Source organism: Peribacillus sp. NPDC097295, assembly GCF_044761665.1.
In the GTDB taxonomy this organism is placed as follows: domain Bacteria; phylum Bacillota; class Bacilli; order Bacillales; family DSM-1321; genus Peribacillus.
Genome location: NZ_JBIWCW010000007.1, coordinates 24659 through 39507, shown reverse-complemented (window position 1 = coordinate 39507; position 14849 = coordinate 24659). Strand labels below are relative to the sequence as shown.

At 36.8% G+C, this 14849-nt stretch carries 18 protein-coding genes and 1 pseudogene; 3 read left to right on the top strand and 16 right to left on the bottom strand.

Going from position 1 to position 14849, the window contains the following annotated elements:
• Positions 1 to 127: 127 nt before the first annotated feature.
• Entirely contained in the window at positions 128 to 877 is a 750-nt protein-coding gene (locus ACIQXN_RS13580; RefSeq protein WP_402967220.1) for an SDR family NAD(P)-dependent oxidoreductase, read from the bottom strand.
• A gap of 366 nt (positions 878 to 1243) precedes the next feature.
• Between ACIQXN_RS13580 and ACIQXN_RS13575 the strand changes: the two genes are divergently transcribed.
• Positions 1244 to 1597: a TetR-like C-terminal domain-containing protein gene (locus tag ACIQXN_RS13575; RefSeq protein WP_402967218.1), complete on the top strand. Its 354-nt coding sequence runs from the start codon at positions 1244 to 1246 to the stop codon at positions 1595 to 1597.
• 476 nt (positions 1598 to 2073) lie between these two features.
• On the opposite strand, the gene ACIQXN_RS13570 is transcribed toward ACIQXN_RS13575, so the two are convergent.
• The 4 genes and pseudogenes from ACIQXN_RS13570 to ACIQXN_RS13555 all read right to left on the bottom strand — a co-directional run.
• Complete coding sequence (locus ACIQXN_RS13570; protein ID WP_402967216.1) at positions 2074 to 2892, bottom strand: class I SAM-dependent methyltransferase; 819 nt, start codon at positions 2890 to 2892, stop codon at positions 2074 to 2076.
• A gap of 251 nt (positions 2893 to 3143) precedes the next feature.
• The gene (locus tag ACIQXN_RS13565) at positions 3144 to 3614 is read right to left on the bottom strand and encodes a DinB family protein (RefSeq protein WP_402967214.1); all 471 of its coding nucleotides are present in this window, start codon (positions 3612 to 3614) and stop codon (positions 3144 to 3146) included.
• Positions 3615 to 3682: 68 nt separating this feature from the next.
• Positions 3683 to 4195 carry a phosphoribosylanthranilate isomerase gene (locus ACIQXN_RS13560; RefSeq protein ID WP_402967212.1) on the bottom strand — a complete coding sequence of 171 codons (513 nt, stop codon included), beginning with the start codon at positions 4193 to 4195 and terminating at the stop codon, positions 3683 to 3685.
• Between the two features lie 159 nt (positions 4196 to 4354).
• Positions 4355 to 4834 (bottom strand): annotated as a pseudogene (locus ACIQXN_RS13555) (GyrI-like domain-containing protein); the annotation flags it as partial.
• A 365-nt stretch (positions 4835 to 5199) separates the two neighbouring features.
• On the opposite strand from ACIQXN_RS13555, the gene ACIQXN_RS13550 reads away from it, so the two are divergent.
• Positions 5200 to 6060 (top strand): GNAT family N-acetyltransferase, encoded by an 861-nt coding sequence (locus tag ACIQXN_RS13550; RefSeq protein WP_402967210.1) that lies wholly within the window; start codon positions 5200 to 5202, stop codon positions 6058 to 6060.
• Positions 6061 to 6202: 142 nt separating this feature from the next.
• Here ACIQXN_RS13550 and ACIQXN_RS13545 read toward each other — a convergent pair whose 3' ends face one another.
• From ACIQXN_RS13545 to ACIQXN_RS13530, 4 genes are all read right to left on the bottom strand, one after another.
• Positions 6203 to 6868: an HAD family hydrolase gene (locus ACIQXN_RS13545; RefSeq protein WP_402967208.1), complete on the bottom strand. Its 666-nt coding sequence runs from the start codon at positions 6866 to 6868 to the stop codon at positions 6203 to 6205.
• A complete protein-coding gene (locus ACIQXN_RS13540; protein WP_402967206.1) occupies positions 6865 to 7476 on the bottom strand; it encodes a transglutaminase-like domain-containing protein in 612 nt (203 codons plus the stop codon). The genes ACIQXN_RS13545 and ACIQXN_RS13540 overlap by 4 nt, the downstream gene beginning before the upstream one ends.
• Before the next feature lie 210 nt (positions 7477 to 7686).
• Positions 7687 to 7854 carry an aspartyl-phosphate phosphatase Spo0E family protein gene (locus ACIQXN_RS13535; protein ID WP_402967204.1) on the bottom strand — a complete coding sequence of 56 codons (168 nt, stop codon included), beginning with the start codon at positions 7852 to 7854 and terminating at the stop codon, positions 7687 to 7689.
• A gap of 409 nt (positions 7855 to 8263) precedes the next feature.
• A complete protein-coding gene (locus ACIQXN_RS13530; protein ID WP_402967202.1) occupies positions 8264 to 9160 on the bottom strand; it encodes an alpha/beta fold hydrolase in 897 nt (298 codons plus the stop codon).
• Between the two features lie 145 nt (positions 9161 to 9305).
• On the opposite strand from ACIQXN_RS13530, the gene ACIQXN_RS13525 reads away from it, so the two are divergent.
• The gene (locus ACIQXN_RS13525; protein WP_402967199.1) at positions 9306 to 10196 is read left to right on the top strand and encodes a LysR family transcriptional regulator; all 891 of its coding nucleotides are present in this window, start codon (positions 9306 to 9308) and stop codon (positions 10194 to 10196) included.
• Positions 10197 to 10623: 427 nt separating this feature from the next.
• On the opposite strand, the gene ACIQXN_RS13520 is transcribed toward ACIQXN_RS13525, so the two are convergent.
• From ACIQXN_RS13520 to ACIQXN_RS13490, 7 genes are all read right to left on the bottom strand, one after another.
• Positions 10624 to 11028, bottom strand: coding sequence for a VOC family protein (locus ACIQXN_RS13520; RefSeq protein ID WP_402967197.1), 405 nt, complete (start codon positions 11026 to 11028; stop codon positions 10624 to 10626).
• 543 nt (positions 11029 to 11571) lie between these two features.
• Positions 11572 to 12519 carry a helix-turn-helix transcriptional regulator gene (locus ACIQXN_RS13515; protein WP_402967195.1) on the bottom strand — a complete coding sequence of 316 codons (948 nt, stop codon included), beginning with the start codon at positions 12517 to 12519 and terminating at the stop codon, positions 11572 to 11574.
• Between the two features lie 626 nt (positions 12520 to 13145).
• Positions 13146 to 13376 carry a DUF3953 domain-containing protein gene (locus ACIQXN_RS13510; RefSeq protein ID WP_402967193.1) on the bottom strand — a complete coding sequence of 77 codons (231 nt, stop codon included), beginning with the start codon at positions 13374 to 13376 and terminating at the stop codon, positions 13146 to 13148.
• Positions 13377 to 13499: 123 nt separating this feature from the next.
• The gene (locus ACIQXN_RS13505; protein ID WP_402967191.1) at positions 13500 to 13925 is read right to left on the bottom strand and encodes a hypothetical protein; all 426 of its coding nucleotides are present in this window, start codon (positions 13923 to 13925) and stop codon (positions 13500 to 13502) included.
• Positions 13926 to 13948: 23 nt separating this feature from the next.
• Positions 13949 to 14137 carry a hypothetical protein gene (locus ACIQXN_RS13500; RefSeq protein ID WP_402967189.1) on the bottom strand — a complete coding sequence of 63 codons (189 nt, stop codon included), beginning with the start codon at positions 14135 to 14137 and terminating at the stop codon, positions 13949 to 13951.
• Between the two features lie 17 nt (positions 14138 to 14154).
• On the bottom strand, positions 14155 to 14466 hold the full coding sequence (locus ACIQXN_RS13495) for a Type 1 glutamine amidotransferase-like domain-containing protein (RefSeq protein WP_402967187.1): 312 nt from the start codon (positions 14464 to 14466) through the stop codon (positions 14155 to 14157).
• 115 nt (positions 14467 to 14581) lie between these two features.
• Positions 14582 to 14755, bottom strand: a complete 174-nt coding sequence (locus ACIQXN_RS13490) for a hypothetical protein (RefSeq protein WP_402967185.1) — start codon at positions 14753 to 14755, stop codon at positions 14582 to 14584.
• Positions 14756 to 14849 lie beyond the last annotated feature (94 nt).

The window sequence follows — 14849 nt, the reverse complement described above, 5'->3', positions numbered from 1 at the left end:
ACCAACAAAAATGATGCAAATATCGTATATACGACATAAATTTTGCAAAGTTTTAATTTGAATATAAAAAAGACTGAACCAATATGGGGTCCAGTCATCTAATATAAACATAATTCAGCTATACTTATTAGCCCATTATCATACCACCATCTACAGGTATATGTACCGCATTAACATAGTCTGCATAATCACTTGCTAAGAAAAGGGATGCCTTTGCTATATCTTCAGGTTTCCCTATTCTTCCACTATGTCTTGTTACTGCTTCCATTATAACAGGGTCCTCTAACTGCTTTGCTGTCATTGGTGTTTCTATAAATCCAGGGCATATTATATTAGCACGAATGCCTTGGGATTTATAAGCTGTCGCCAACTGTCTAGTAAAACCGATGGCAGCGTGTTTTGATGCTGTATATGCAATTCCTCCGCCACTTCCACTCAAACCTGCTACTGATGCTACGTTTACAAAAACACCTTTTCCTTTTTCAATCATATATGGCAATACTGCTTTTGTAATGTAGAAAAGTCCTTTTGTATTTACACTCATCACTTTATCCCAAAGGTCTTCAGAAGTTTCCAGTAACGGAACGTGGTTGTCAAATAACCCTGCAGTATTACACACAATATCAATTTGACCAAATTTCTCTATTGTTTGGCTAACCAAATTATCAACTTCATTCTTGTCAGTGATATTTACCTTTACTGCAAGAGCCCTATCTCCATCTGGTGATAATTCTTCACTTAGTTTAGTAATGCTATCCAGATTAAGATCTGCAAGCACTACCTTTGCCCCTTCTTGAATAAATAGAATGGATTGTGCTCGTCCCATTCCTGACCCTGCACCTGTAATAATCACTACCTTACCCTCTAATAAACCCATAATCTAATCGCTCCTTTTAACAAAGAATTCTTTGTGTTTTTAATCAACACGTGTACGTTAATATTATAATAATATGCGTCAATTCACAACAAACAATAGATATCTAAATGTAGTTTAACCAACACTATATTAAAACATGTAGAATAATTTTAAGGGTGGAGGAGGATAAGATGAATACAAATGATTTACGTGTGATTAAAACAAAGAGCCTGCTTCATAAACATTTTGTGGATTTATTTTTTTAAAAAAACATTTGGTGATATTTCGGTTGTTGAAGTTTGCAAACTAGCAAACATTAACCGATCTACATTTTATGCACATTATATGAATATAGACGATTTATTTATGGAGCATTTCACGAATTTAATGGAGGAGTTAAAAGTAGAGTCTCAACTTGTATTAGAAAATCTTGATAACCCTAATAACCAAAGTGTGACTCCTTTATTCCAACATATTATAAAGCATCGGGATTTTTATGATGTACTTCTATCTGAAAATGCACCTATTAAATATTTGATTAAATTTACTAATTGTTTATTGGACTTGCATTACGAAGTAATTGCTCGTAATGTCACTAAAGGAACAGATTTCGAACTGTATCTCTCGTTTTCTTCTAGTGCCACAATGGGTATGATATATCATTGGAAAAAAACAAGATATGAAAAAAGCGCTGAGGAAATGGCTTACCAATTAACTAAATTTTTCTCAAAAGATTATTGAATGGTTTGGAAGGGGTGAAATAAAAGCTGCTTGAAACGTTTATTCAGAGTTTAAAGCAGCTAAATAAATGGCCTTGATATGTTGTAGTTGTGTCAGAGCAGAAATATTTGTATCGATATAGTTAATATCCTCCAAAAGAACAAGTTTTCTACTGAATATACCGAAAGAATTTATCATCGAAAGTATTTTTTTCTCAGAAATCTTATTTAGTTGAATGGAGTTGTCTTCATTAGCTTGCGCAATAATGACGTTTATATAGATGGAGATAGCACTTCTTGTCTCATTATATTGTGGATATTTAGACTAAAAATTATTAAGTCCTTCTTCAACTAAACTGCCCCGATAGTTGAACAAGAGTATTTTTTTATTTGAATTTGAATGTATGATTATACTAAGAATCGTACATTAAGAAGGCCGCCAATCGGCGGCCTTCTTATGGAGCTAAGTGCACCATTTTGATACGTTTTAAGATTAATTTAATTTTTTTCTTTCCTCCCTATATAAAGAATATGGGATGATACGCCTAAAATATTTGGGTCAGACGCTGTTTTTATTAACAACTCAATTAGTTGTCCAAACTCAGTATCTCCTTTATCTTGCCAATATGCCCACTGCTCTTTTGATAGAAGAGTTCCTATATTCGATGATCCAATTAGATTTATTGTCTCGAACCCATGAGACTCCATAAAGGGTTGAATGTCTTCAATGTTAAAGTAATAAGCTCCTGTAAACCGTCCTTTATCACTATGATTAAACTCACCCCTATTCATAAAATCTAGTATAGATTCCATGTTATCATTTGGTTTCCAATTTTCTGGGGATAACAACGATGATAGTACATGTCTTATTCTCGGCATGAAAGCTACAAATACAATACCTTCTTTTTTTGTCACTCGGTATAATTCTTGAATTGCTTTATTGCGATCTTGTTCTAATTGTAAGTGATACATTGGACCAAGGGCGAGAGCAGCATCGAAATGATTTTCTTGTAAAGCTGAAAGATCTCTTGCATCCGCAACATGAAATCCTCCAAATTGTTCTGAAACCCCCATTTCCTTAGCCTTTTCTTGTGCGATCTCAACAAGCCTTGGCACAAGATCGGTCAAAGTTACTTGGTATCCTTGCTGAGCTAATCTCATTGCATATCTCCCTGGTCCAGCACCATTATCCAGTACCTTACCTATTTGAGGTAAATATTTTCGAATGTAATGCCAATTGACCTGAAATTCTAATGGTTCACGATCAAGTCGCCCCCATTCATCAAACTGTGTGTAATAGTCAATAATAGTCCCCATAGATAATTCCCCTAACTCAAATGTAATTTATTTCTTTGTTATTCGAGATAGCAAATTATTTATCCTTCTTAGTTGAAGTAGTATTATTTTCTATTATCAAGAGGAGTATTTTAGTTGAATTAGAATGTATGATTATATTAAGAATCGTACATTGAAAGAGGTTGGCCTAAAAGTCGCTTTTACTGACTTTTGACCCTTCAAACGACCGCCAATTGGGAGCTTTTTTTGGCTAACACCTCCCGTTAAAAACTTTAATAATTGTTCTTGTTTATATGTATCTCAATTTGTATTTTATGTTTCAGATCATGGTCTATCATTCCTACCAAATATTCGCTAAGAGTTATATGTTCTTTGCCTTGAAGAGGTTGAAAAAATCTTTCTTCAGGGATTTTACCTATTAGGTTAACCAGCTCTTCACAAACAAAAATAAATTGATTTAAAAGGTCTTCTTTAGTTATTCCTGCTCTGGCGTATTCAGCAGCCTCTTTATTCATAGCCTCAACATCTATATTTATTATAGGAATGCATTCATTTCTTAGGATATATGTAATCCTATTTTCCATCATAAATTTGTCCCAATACATTAAATGAGATATTACTTCTGAGGTACCCCAACTGCCACTATAGAATGGTTTCACCCATAATTCATTGGAAATATCCTTTAAAGAACGCGACCATTCCACTAAATTCCTTTTTTCTTGTATGATACTTTTTTTATTCATGTAAATCATCCTTTAGATAACGTTTTCATAAACAGACTACTTGATCTATTAATCTAATCCTATTTCCGCTAACGTATCCGTGAATTATTTATTATACTTTTTAAGAAATCTATTTTTCTAAGATCTTTATGATTGTTTTTGTCTGCCCGGTAACTATCCTTAGAAGAAGACTCGTAAACACATAAATATTGCTCAGGATTTAGTAAATAATACTTCACGTTCCTCTTTTGATGTATTTCTAAATCCTCTAATTGTACTCCTGCGAAATTTGGTAAAGTGTCAATAATCCCGAACTCTACTGATACCCCCTCTTTATAGAACTCATGTTCATGCAAATCTATTAGGCTATATTCCATTGAATTCATGATGTTCACGATATCAATCCAGTTATGTATAGATAATTCAGGCGGCACTTCCCACCCTCTTTTATCACCAGGCACATGAATATCTAAGTCTTGAGCATCCCAACTCTTTCCCGTAACAGCTTCTAAACCAACGGAACCCATTAACAATGGAATAATATCCAAATCGTTTAGTTTTCTTGCAATTTCAATAAACTCATCATACTTGTGACTAACCATTTGCCTCCCTACTTTCTATCTTCATTCTATGTTCAAAGAATGGACCTTTACATGAAGGATAGATTCTCCCTTGTATGGAACGTGTGATTCTAGAAAGTCCACCAGTTGGCGGTCTTCTCATGGCAGTTACCACACCGGATTCGATAAGGACCCTACTATTTATTTAGGGATGACAGGGACCCAAAGTTCGTTTCTAGGTCTATGCTTTGGTGGATAAAAACATTCAATACAAGGTATATCAGCAAGTGTATATCCTGAGGTTGGAACCCATTCTGTGTATAATCGCTTCCAAGCATTCGTTATACCTGGAAAAACGGCCCAGGTCCTATGGGGAATAAAGAGCGTTTCCATATCACTTGGAACCTCTCTATCATATCGGACGCCCATAAAGTATGTAAATTCTTCATCCGTAATGGCTGCCTCTTTTCCACAAACGCCCAAAAGAGTTTCAAGTGTACATTTTGGATCTTCCCAGGACATAACAATCAATCGTTGCATAAATCCATCTTTTTTGGCACTACTCCAAAGCGTAGGAATTGTTTTAGAGGCTCTACTTGTTTTAACTACCTTCCCTTTTCCAATAACTTTTAAATCAAAATCAAGATTTTCGATTCGATACTCCATTTCCGTAGCCCCTTTTTTGCCGACATTCTATGCAGAAATATGTCGCATATTTCTCTTACCACTATATATTCCATTACTTTTGTAAAATTTCCTTCTTATGCCAAATATAGAGTAAATAAATGCCTAATAACAACACCAAGCTTAAAAGTTATAGTGGATATTTTCCTTCTGGGAAAATGAAGGAAGAATGCTCACGATGGGATATTTTAAATGCTGATCAGTCAAGTACCTATGCATCCATTGAGGTTGAATTAACTGAAGAAGTCTAAAGATCCAGGGATTAGAAAAAGATATATAATCAGTTTTAAAAGAAAGTTTAATAACCTATTCATACATATGTGGTTTAATATGGTATAAAAACTACGGAGGAGGATTTAAAAATGAATAATGATAATATACATTTCACTAGTAGAATGTTAAGAATCATGAGGAATGCAGAAAATGAAGCAGCTATATTTTCGAATCTTAAAGTGTTAGAACCCAGGCACTTATTTATAGCTTGTTTAAATGAAAAAACAGGAGTGCTTGGTGAAATATCTTTAAAATGTACTATAGACATAACTTCTCTGAGAGCGATGAATAAGAATATAGATAATCCTTCAAATCTAAATATAACAAACAGTACTTTTTTCAACATCAGTGTAACCGAAGATGTACGAAAGGTTTTCGAAGTTGCAATTAGTTATATGAAAAAATATAACCAAACCTATGTAAACGAAGGTCATTTACTTAAAGCTTTAATAACAACTAATGTTACGGACAGTTTCTTATCAGATGATGACAGGGAAAGAATTTTAACCCTCGGAACTACTTCACGAGATATGATCACTCATCTTGGCCATTACATATTACCGAAAACAAATTCTCACATCATACGTAAAGTGAATGATAACGATGCAACCGACCTTGTTCTCTTTGTTGATAAAAATTTTTCAAAAGAATGGTCAGAAACTATAAGAGAAGCATTTTCATTAAGCGAACCCTCGATATATATCGCTTTAGATAATAAAGATGAAATAGTCGGTTTTGCAGGTTTTGATATATATAAGAATAAGAAATGTTATTTTGGTCCTATGGGCGTATCGTTATCAAATAGAAGTAGTGGAGTTGGCTATTCGTTACTCCATCATTGTTTAAGGGATATGAGTAATATTGGTTATGAGTATGCAATCATTGGAGCTGCCGGACCAATAGAATTTTATGAAAAAGCATGTAATGCTGTTGTAATTCCTTATGCATAGCCTGAAGTTCTGAATTAAGCTAACGGGGGCGTTTGCACCCTGAGAACAATTGGCGGTTTTTTATAAAAAACATTCCTTATCAGATACATAACATAACTATATGATGGCGCCTCCATTTGAAATGAAATTTCGTTCAAGCTCTTTAGTTGAATCGACTACCCATTAAAATATCCTTTAACTGGCTTACGCTTTCAACAATATGAGTTGGGTTGGAATGACTAAGTTCATCGAATGTACCATATCCATAAGTTACTCCAATAGAGTCGATTCCAGTGTTATTTGCACCAATAATATCGTGTTTCCTGTCGCCAATCATTATAAAGTTACTCAGCGTATATTCCTTGTACTTATCTAGTATATATTGAATGATTTCAGTTTTTGACGCTCTTGTTCCATCAAGGTTACTTCCTACAATACGTTCAAAATATTGGTCAATATGAAAGTACTTTAGTATTTGTTCAGCGAATACAGTCGGCTTTGAAGTTGCTACAACTAAACTAAATTGTCGTTCAGTTAACGTTTGCAATAACGAGGCAATATTTGAATATAAAACATTCTCGTACATTCCCTTTTCCTTAAACCTCTCCCTATATAATCCAATCGCCTTTTGTGTGTTTTTCTCGTCAAAATTGTAATATTCCACAAAAGAAACCTGTAGTGGTGGGCCAATAAAACATTGAAGCTTATTAAGATCAGGCTCAACAATATTCATTTTTTGTAATGCATATTGAACCGATTTAGTTATTCCTACCTTCGGGTCAGAGAGTGTTCCATCTAAATCAAATAAAATGACTTTGTATTTATTCATAATAAACTCTCTGGTAAATGATATTTATACATCTCGATTGCATTTGTATATTCTTCTAATACAGCTACGGTTTTTGGATGTGGCTTTACATAAATAACAGGATAATCTTTCTCGCCACATTCCTCTTGGGTAGTGAACGCTAACTTTTCTTCATCCAACGAAAATAGCGCATGAATTCCCTTGTTATTTCCACGAGCATCAAGCCTTATCCATTTATTAATAGATTGAAAGAAAACAGCATTCAAGGCATGAATACAATGCCCTTTCTCTGGAGTATCAAATAACATCAATCGTTGATAACAGAAACCTGTTGGTATCCCTTGCGAACGTAATAAAGCTGCCAATAGATTCGATTTTGCGTAGCAAATACCCTCCTTAAAGGCTAATACATCCGATGCGTTACATGTAACCCGTGTCCCTTGGATATCCCACGAATGAGCTATTTCATCTCGAACGAATTCATATGCTACTTTTGCTTTTTCCATGTCTGTATGAGTTGGATCAAAGAGTTCATTCACTTTTAACTCTACGATCTGACTAGAATAATTAACCTCGTTTAATTCAAGTAGATAATCCTTCATATTCTTAGACTCACAAACTAATTTCATAGACCACACTCCCCGCACCAAGGATAAATTGTTATTTTATGTATTATCATACAATAGAAAGCTCATTTTATTGTATATCTATTAAAATGAGCTTTATTTTTTGAACGTGCTTGCTCAAGCTCACCACGAAAGTCCAAACGCAAACAATCCGCGACATTGTATATCGCGGATTGTATTGATAAGGTCTATGCCGTCCTGATTACCTAGTATCTATTGCTTAGTGATTTGAAACTGTTTTAAGATCAATTGGTCCAGTCTTTGGCTACATGTCAGTGTTTCCTTATGGTTTAGACCTTTTTGGACCCCTGTTTCTATAAGGATATTCCTAAGATGTTTAATTTTCAGTTCTAATTCTCTATATAATTTAATTTCGCACAAAGTAAGTGGCTCCTTTTAGAGAAATTCTTTCTAATTAAAGAATTATATTACATTTTTAGAATCATATAAACTGGTAAAAAAAGGAGTTTACTTAACTATGAATTATCTTTGATATATACGGCATATTCTTTTGGAAAAGAAACGCCCCGTTATTTTCCTATCAAACGGGGCGTTTCTAGTAAAAGATGAAGAAGATTTACTTCCTGTTTTACTATGAAATGTATAAGTGGGGCATCAAGTATCTCAAAAAGGTAGAAGAGCTGAGTAGGATCTACTCTTGGCTAATACCTTAATCAAAAACTCAGCTGCCTTAGCATAGGAACCTTTGAGATAGGCCTTCGATGTTTCTTTGCTAGCCAAGTCTCTATAGAACAGTTCCAAATCTCATGAACAATACCATTTATAAAATTTAGCTCTTGGACATAATTTGGCTCTTACCTTGATTTGTTATAAATATTTTTTTTAGAAATTGGTGAATTAACTCACTAATCTCTTTAGCATGTGTTTCGACAGCAAAATGCCCAGTATCAAGTAAATGGACTTCCGCAGATGGAATATCACGCTTATAAGCTTCAGCTCCAGCTGGGAGGAAAGCAGGATCATTTTTACCCCATACCGCTAACAGTTTAGGTTGATACTTTCGGAAATAAGCCTGAAAGTCAGGATAAAGATCAACATTTGTTCTATAATCAAGAATCAAGTCCAGTTGGATTTCTTCAGCTTCCGGGCGCGACATGTAAGCAATATCCAAGGAATAGCCGTCTGGTGATACAAGGCTAGCATCAGCTCCATGTAGATACTGAAAGTTGCGAATGGTCTCAGGGCTCAAGGAGTCGCGGCATGCCTCACGATTTTCAGGTGTTGGAGAGTGCCAATACGTCTCCCAAGATCCCCATGCGTCACTAAATCCCTCAGTATAAGCGTTGCCATTCTGACTAATAATTGCTTGAACTCTTTGTGGGTGAGCCATAGCCAAACGATAACCAACAGGTGCACCGTAATCAAACACATAAAGCACATACTGGTTTAGACCTAATGCTTCAGTAAAACCTTCAACAACTTGGTACAGGCTGTCAAATGTGAAGTTAAATTGACTGCGCGTAGGAGTTATTGTATGACCGAATCCAGCGAGATCTGGGGCAATAACACGGTATTGTTCTGCCAGTTTGGGAATTAGGTCGCGAAACATATGACTTGAAGATGGAAACCCGTGTAATAATAAAATAACTGGACCGTCCATAGGGCCGGCTTCACGATAAAAAACTTCGACATCTCCAACTTTTTGCTGATGATAACTAGTCTTCATTTTTTTCATCTCCTTCTGAATCTATTGATGGTATGGAAGTAATTGGTTTCGAACTAAGGTTATCGTATAATAAATATATAAATTTGACTAACGAATAAATCGAATGTCTGCTATTTCAAATTGGAATAGAGAAAGGTGGAACGATGTGATAGGTTCATTAGAAGGACGGTTTTTTCTGGCGTTTATTGCCTTACATGAAGAGAAAAGTTTCAGTCGAGCAGCGGATCGCTTAGGTTATGTTCAGTCCACAGTAACCACTCATATCCAACAGTTGGAGAAAATTTGCGGACAAAAACTGTTTCATCGATATCCACGAGGGATTGAACTTACGGAAGCGGGGAAGATCTTTTCAAAATTTGCTTATCAGTATGTTCACTTAAGTCAATCCCTTAAAGAAAGTATGAATGAACTGAATCAGCCATGCGGAACGATACGTATTAGAACACAGGAATCTTTTTTTCTTACCCGAATGCTACCCTTTGTTCAGGAATACACGAGAAATTCTCCAAGCGTAAATTTGCGTATTGAACATGGATCGTATCAAGACATCTTAAATGGCGTGCTGGATTATGAGCTGGATTTTGGAATTGTTCCTCAAAATCCGAATCGCCATGAAATTCTGTTCTATCCATATATGGAAGAGACGATCGTTTTTGCTGCATCCGAGGATATAACTCAGAAAGTAAGAAATGAGGGAGTCCAGATTCTAAACGACGAATTATTTATCAGTAACGGCACATCTTGTTTGTATCATACGACTGCTGTAGATGTTTTAAAAGATGCCGGGATTATAGTAAAAGATGCGTTAGAGCTACCTAGTCTTGAGATGATAAAACAATATGTAAGCTGTGGAAAAGGTTTTGCTTTACTCCCTGAAATAGCTATCAACAACGAACTAAAGACTGGTACACTAAAGCTACTTCCTTTTAATTCCAAAATGATTTTTTCGCATGGTCTAATTATTCATAAAAATCGTGAGCTTAGTTTTACTGCAAAAAGTTTTCAATCTGAACTCCTCCGTTTTTTTAATAAATGAGCATTCTGCATAGTTCCGTTTTACCTTGTAGCGGAAAGAAATTCGTTGTTCAACTGCTTGTAAATCATAGAGATCAATCGTTCTAATTTCATAAGTTTCCTCATAAGTATCCCTCTGTTACACATCCATGGCGTGGAGCATGTCGGCAACCATACGTTACGGAAAGCGTTTGGCTACTGGTTTTACAAAGCCACGAAGGACATTGTATTGAAATCATTCAGTGTCTTTCACTAAAACTCCGATTTCATTCCGATTGATCATAACAAATGAACAGGACCACTTTTTTGGTCCTTTAAGATGTCTCCTTGTTCAATGCACCCGTTAGTCCATAAAGGAAAAACCGCTGTCTTAAAGGCAGCTCAGACCTGGAAGACGATGTTATCGGCACATTCGGCCAAAATGGCCATATATTTTCCACTCCCCAAATTTAACCCCTACCGCTGAACCGTATGATTGCTTCCTCAGTCACCGTCTCGAAGAGGTTAATGAGGTTTCCGTCGGGATCACGGAACGACATAGCACGGTTCCCCCACGGCATCATGGTCGGTTCCTTTACCCACTCGTTGACAAACGGCTTCAAGCGCTCGTATTCGGCATCGACATCGAGGACGCGGAACTCGATGATGACAGAGTGATTGTCCGCCGCCACTGCGGAACCTGCGCCGAACAGTGGCACCGTCTGGGAGTGGCCAATCGCCAGGGTGCACGATGGCACAACGAGTTCGGCAAAGACAGGCGCGGGGCGTTCCGCCGAAACACCCATGACTTTCTCATAGAACTTGACAAGACGATCCACGTCGTCGGTAATGATGCGTATAGAAGCAAAATTCATAAGATACCATCCTTCCTATAATAAATGATACAATATCGTATCCTATCAATTTGGGCTAGAACCAGCGAAGCTTCAGTTAGAAGCAAAGTAGTTATAAAAAATAGGTCACAAAAGTTCCAAGGACAATCATTGTCGGAACAATTCACTTAATGCTTTAAGATAAAGAAAGACTTTTAAACCACCCTTTTCCATCTTGATTTTCAGAACTTTTCCTTTCCTCAAACATCAATCAGCCCATTTGAAGGCTTGGTTTTTCCATTTCTAAGTAACCTACTTTGCGGGTTAACCGACGTTCACTGATTCTTACCCATGTTGTATATTTTTCGTAAAGGCATGATTTAATCAGAAACTGAAACATTTGGTGCTACGACCATCCTTCCATGCCTGGCTGCTGCTTAATTGACCCATAGTGAAATGAATGAATTCCTGTGGATGTTGATTGGTGGTGTCCCCTAACCGATGCAAGACATACTTCGTATTTATCTCTCACCCCTTTATGTTTACTTACTCCGATTATAAACTAACGCTACTGACAACTGTATGTCAGTAGCGTTTTAACATATTTTTGGTTTCCTCACGAATCCGATTTCGGAATGATTCTGGCTCTAATACAATCACACCCGCTCCCCAGCCAAGCACCCATTGCAACAATTGGTCCAGTTGATGAACGCGTAAGACCACATGCAATCCATCTTGAAGCTCTTCCATATCCTCCATGTAATGATAGTTCGATTCCTTCACCTTATCCGCGATGTCATGGTTAAATCGAAGGCGAACTCGCAAGTGCCTATCATCCGGTGGGGTATACTCCCATAAATCAAAATGCGCCGGTAGTTCGAATCGTTCTTCCAGATTGATAAGTTCCGTCATTCGGGACAAACGGAAATGGCGAATTTCTTGGCGCAGATCACACCTGGCCACAAGCATCCACGATCCTTGAACGAGCACCAATCCATAGGGAGCAACCGTACGAACACTATGGCGATTCCCTTCGGAATCTGCAAGTCTTTTTGCATAATGAAAGCTGATCTTTTGCACGTCTAATATCGCTCGACGAATCTTTTCTAGATATTCCTTTTCTTTTGACTGCCTGACCTGTTTATCAGAAATGAGCAAACGCATAGCCTTGCGTACACGAGATGTTTCATTGCGAATGCTCTCCGGTAGAATGGCCTCAATTTTGCCGCGGGCTGCTTGAGCCCTGACACGATAATCATCATCAAATCGTTGTTCGATAAAGTCCGTTCCAATCAGCAAGCTCACGGCTTCTGGTACCGTGAAACCGATCGGCGGGAGGAAATATCCATCCATCAGGGAATATCCTGTCCCAGGGGCTCCTATGATTGGCACGCCCGCTTCACTCAGCGCCTGAATGTCGCGGTAGGTGGTCCGCACGCTAGTTTCAAATAGGGTCGCCAAATCTTCGGCCCGTACAACTTCTTTACGTTGCAGCTCCAGCACGATGGCTAACAAACGGTCTGTTTTGTTCATTGGTTGTGCCCCCCTTTAATGTTTAGTGCAAAATAAAATAGTATCTAGTTAACATAAATCCCTATTATCGGTATAAAAAAAGATGGAGATTAGTTCTCCTTCTAACTCTAGGACAATAATATTTAGATAATTAATGAATCGCACCCGTAATCGATTTACCATCCAAGAAAGCTATCTTTACTTCTTGTCCTTTTCTAAACTTGTATGGCTTCTCCCGTGTAGAAGTAAACTTGAACGTTCACTGTGTTTGTTGAGTCGTTCAACCCCACCTTCTTAATTATCTAGATTATCAAATCCAAATAGACATTTACAAATAAATCCTTTTTAGTTTACGAGGATTACTTAAACGTACTTATCGGTATATCAGAATGGGAGGCGATTTTTCAATGAATGAAAAAGAAGAACAAGAATTAAATGAAAGATGAAATTGAGCAGCAGCATGAAATTCTCTTTAAAGTACAAGGAGAAGAATAATATGGAGGATAAGTCAAAGGATGAACGGTACAAACGATAAACAAGCTATGAACTTCTGAGTTTCAACAAAAAAAGAGCATGTTTTGAAAAAGATTGATCAAAACATGCCCTTATACAATTCAGTGCTCTTCCCTTCATGAACTGCCTACCTGTCAGTTCATGAAGAAACTCTGGATGGAAACTAAGAAAACAAAGAAAGCAATACCAATGCTCAAATATCCTTTAAAGCCTTTTCTGTCTTTCTGAAGTTCACCTAATCCGGTTACCAATACAAGTGCACCTAAGAAAAACATATAATACGGCAATAAGTCGGCATCCGTAATAAGACTATAACTTGCTAGAATAATAACAATGATTGCTAAGATAACTTTAACTATTTTCAAGAAACTTTTCCCCCTACTACGTTCTGTACCATTTCTTATTAATCATACCATTTATCATCTTTTCATTTATGAGGACAATGAACGTTTATTAGAAACAAAGAACTGTTCAAAAAAAAGGCTGCCTCAGCAACCTTCTTTGTCATCTCTTATATAACCTAAAAAATTGATAATGAGTATGTAAATTGGATAGACAATCAATGCCCCTATTATCAGTAATCCTGTACCGGGATTAGGTACGTCCCCTCCATCGATCATCGGAAACAGAGAGGCCAACGCCACAACAAAAAGAACGAGATAGGGAGCCCAAAGGATAACTGTCCAGAACTGCGCTTTTCGGAAGCCCATCCACTTTTTTGTTAAGAAAAAGATCAGGATGGTCCCGGATATCAACGTAACGACAGTCGTCCAACCGATGAAGATATTCACATTCCCTATATCCCATGTTGTCAGTCTGCTAATTCTATAAGCATTTAACATTAGCTCAAGAGGAATAAATAGTATAAGGGCATAGAGAATACTGACCACATTTACTTTCAAGAAGAATTTCAATCCATATCCCCCTCGGCACTCATTTAGTATTCTCCAATAATCTGTTTCGTTTCTTTTCTAAAAAGCGAAACATTATGAATTGGTGTAACTACGTCGTGATCCCAAAATATTGCACCGCCATTTGGGATGGCGTATATATCCCTATCATTTGATAAAGGGAGTAATTCTTCATCATTGGCGCCATCATAGTGAACTTCTACACTAAAATCCACTAAATCCACCCCCCTTATTATCTGTGTTTCGGGCTTTCCATTAACTTCTCCGGTCTTCCGCCAGAAAAATAAAGAACATCATGGTCTTTTATTTCATTTTTCATTTCTTGATTTGTCAGTTGATAATCGAGTAGTTTAATAGGCTCTATCCCTATATCCCCAAATGATTTCTTTGCAGAGTTAAACCATTTATCAATTTTTGAATCTTCCGTTGCAAAAGGAATGATTAAGACTTTACTTCCCCCTTCATCATGATGATTTAAATAATTCATCACATCATCCAGTTCCTCAGCTGAAGGGTTTCCTCCGCCAATAAAACAAAGCCTCATCATTGCACCCCCTTTTTTAGCATATTATACCATTATTGGAACGGGTGAAATTACGTTTAATCGAACAATTTACCAGCTTTGTAAAATGATTAAACTCCATTCATTCCAGGGCAACTTAAAAGAACAAACGAATGGGCGGTGGATAGCCAGCTTCCGGTAAAAAATAAGCAACGAACGTGAAAAAGATGATCAATATCGAAAAAAGAATGATAAATAACGAGATGGCAAAGTATAATTTTTTTGCCAGTAAATAAACGCTGATAAACAAACTGCCCAACCCAATCATCAAGCATGTAGCCGCACCTATATAGTCGTGCAGCTTAGCAAGAATTCCTGAGAAAAAAACGAATAAAAAGATCAGTTCAGCATAATGGCCATCCCAA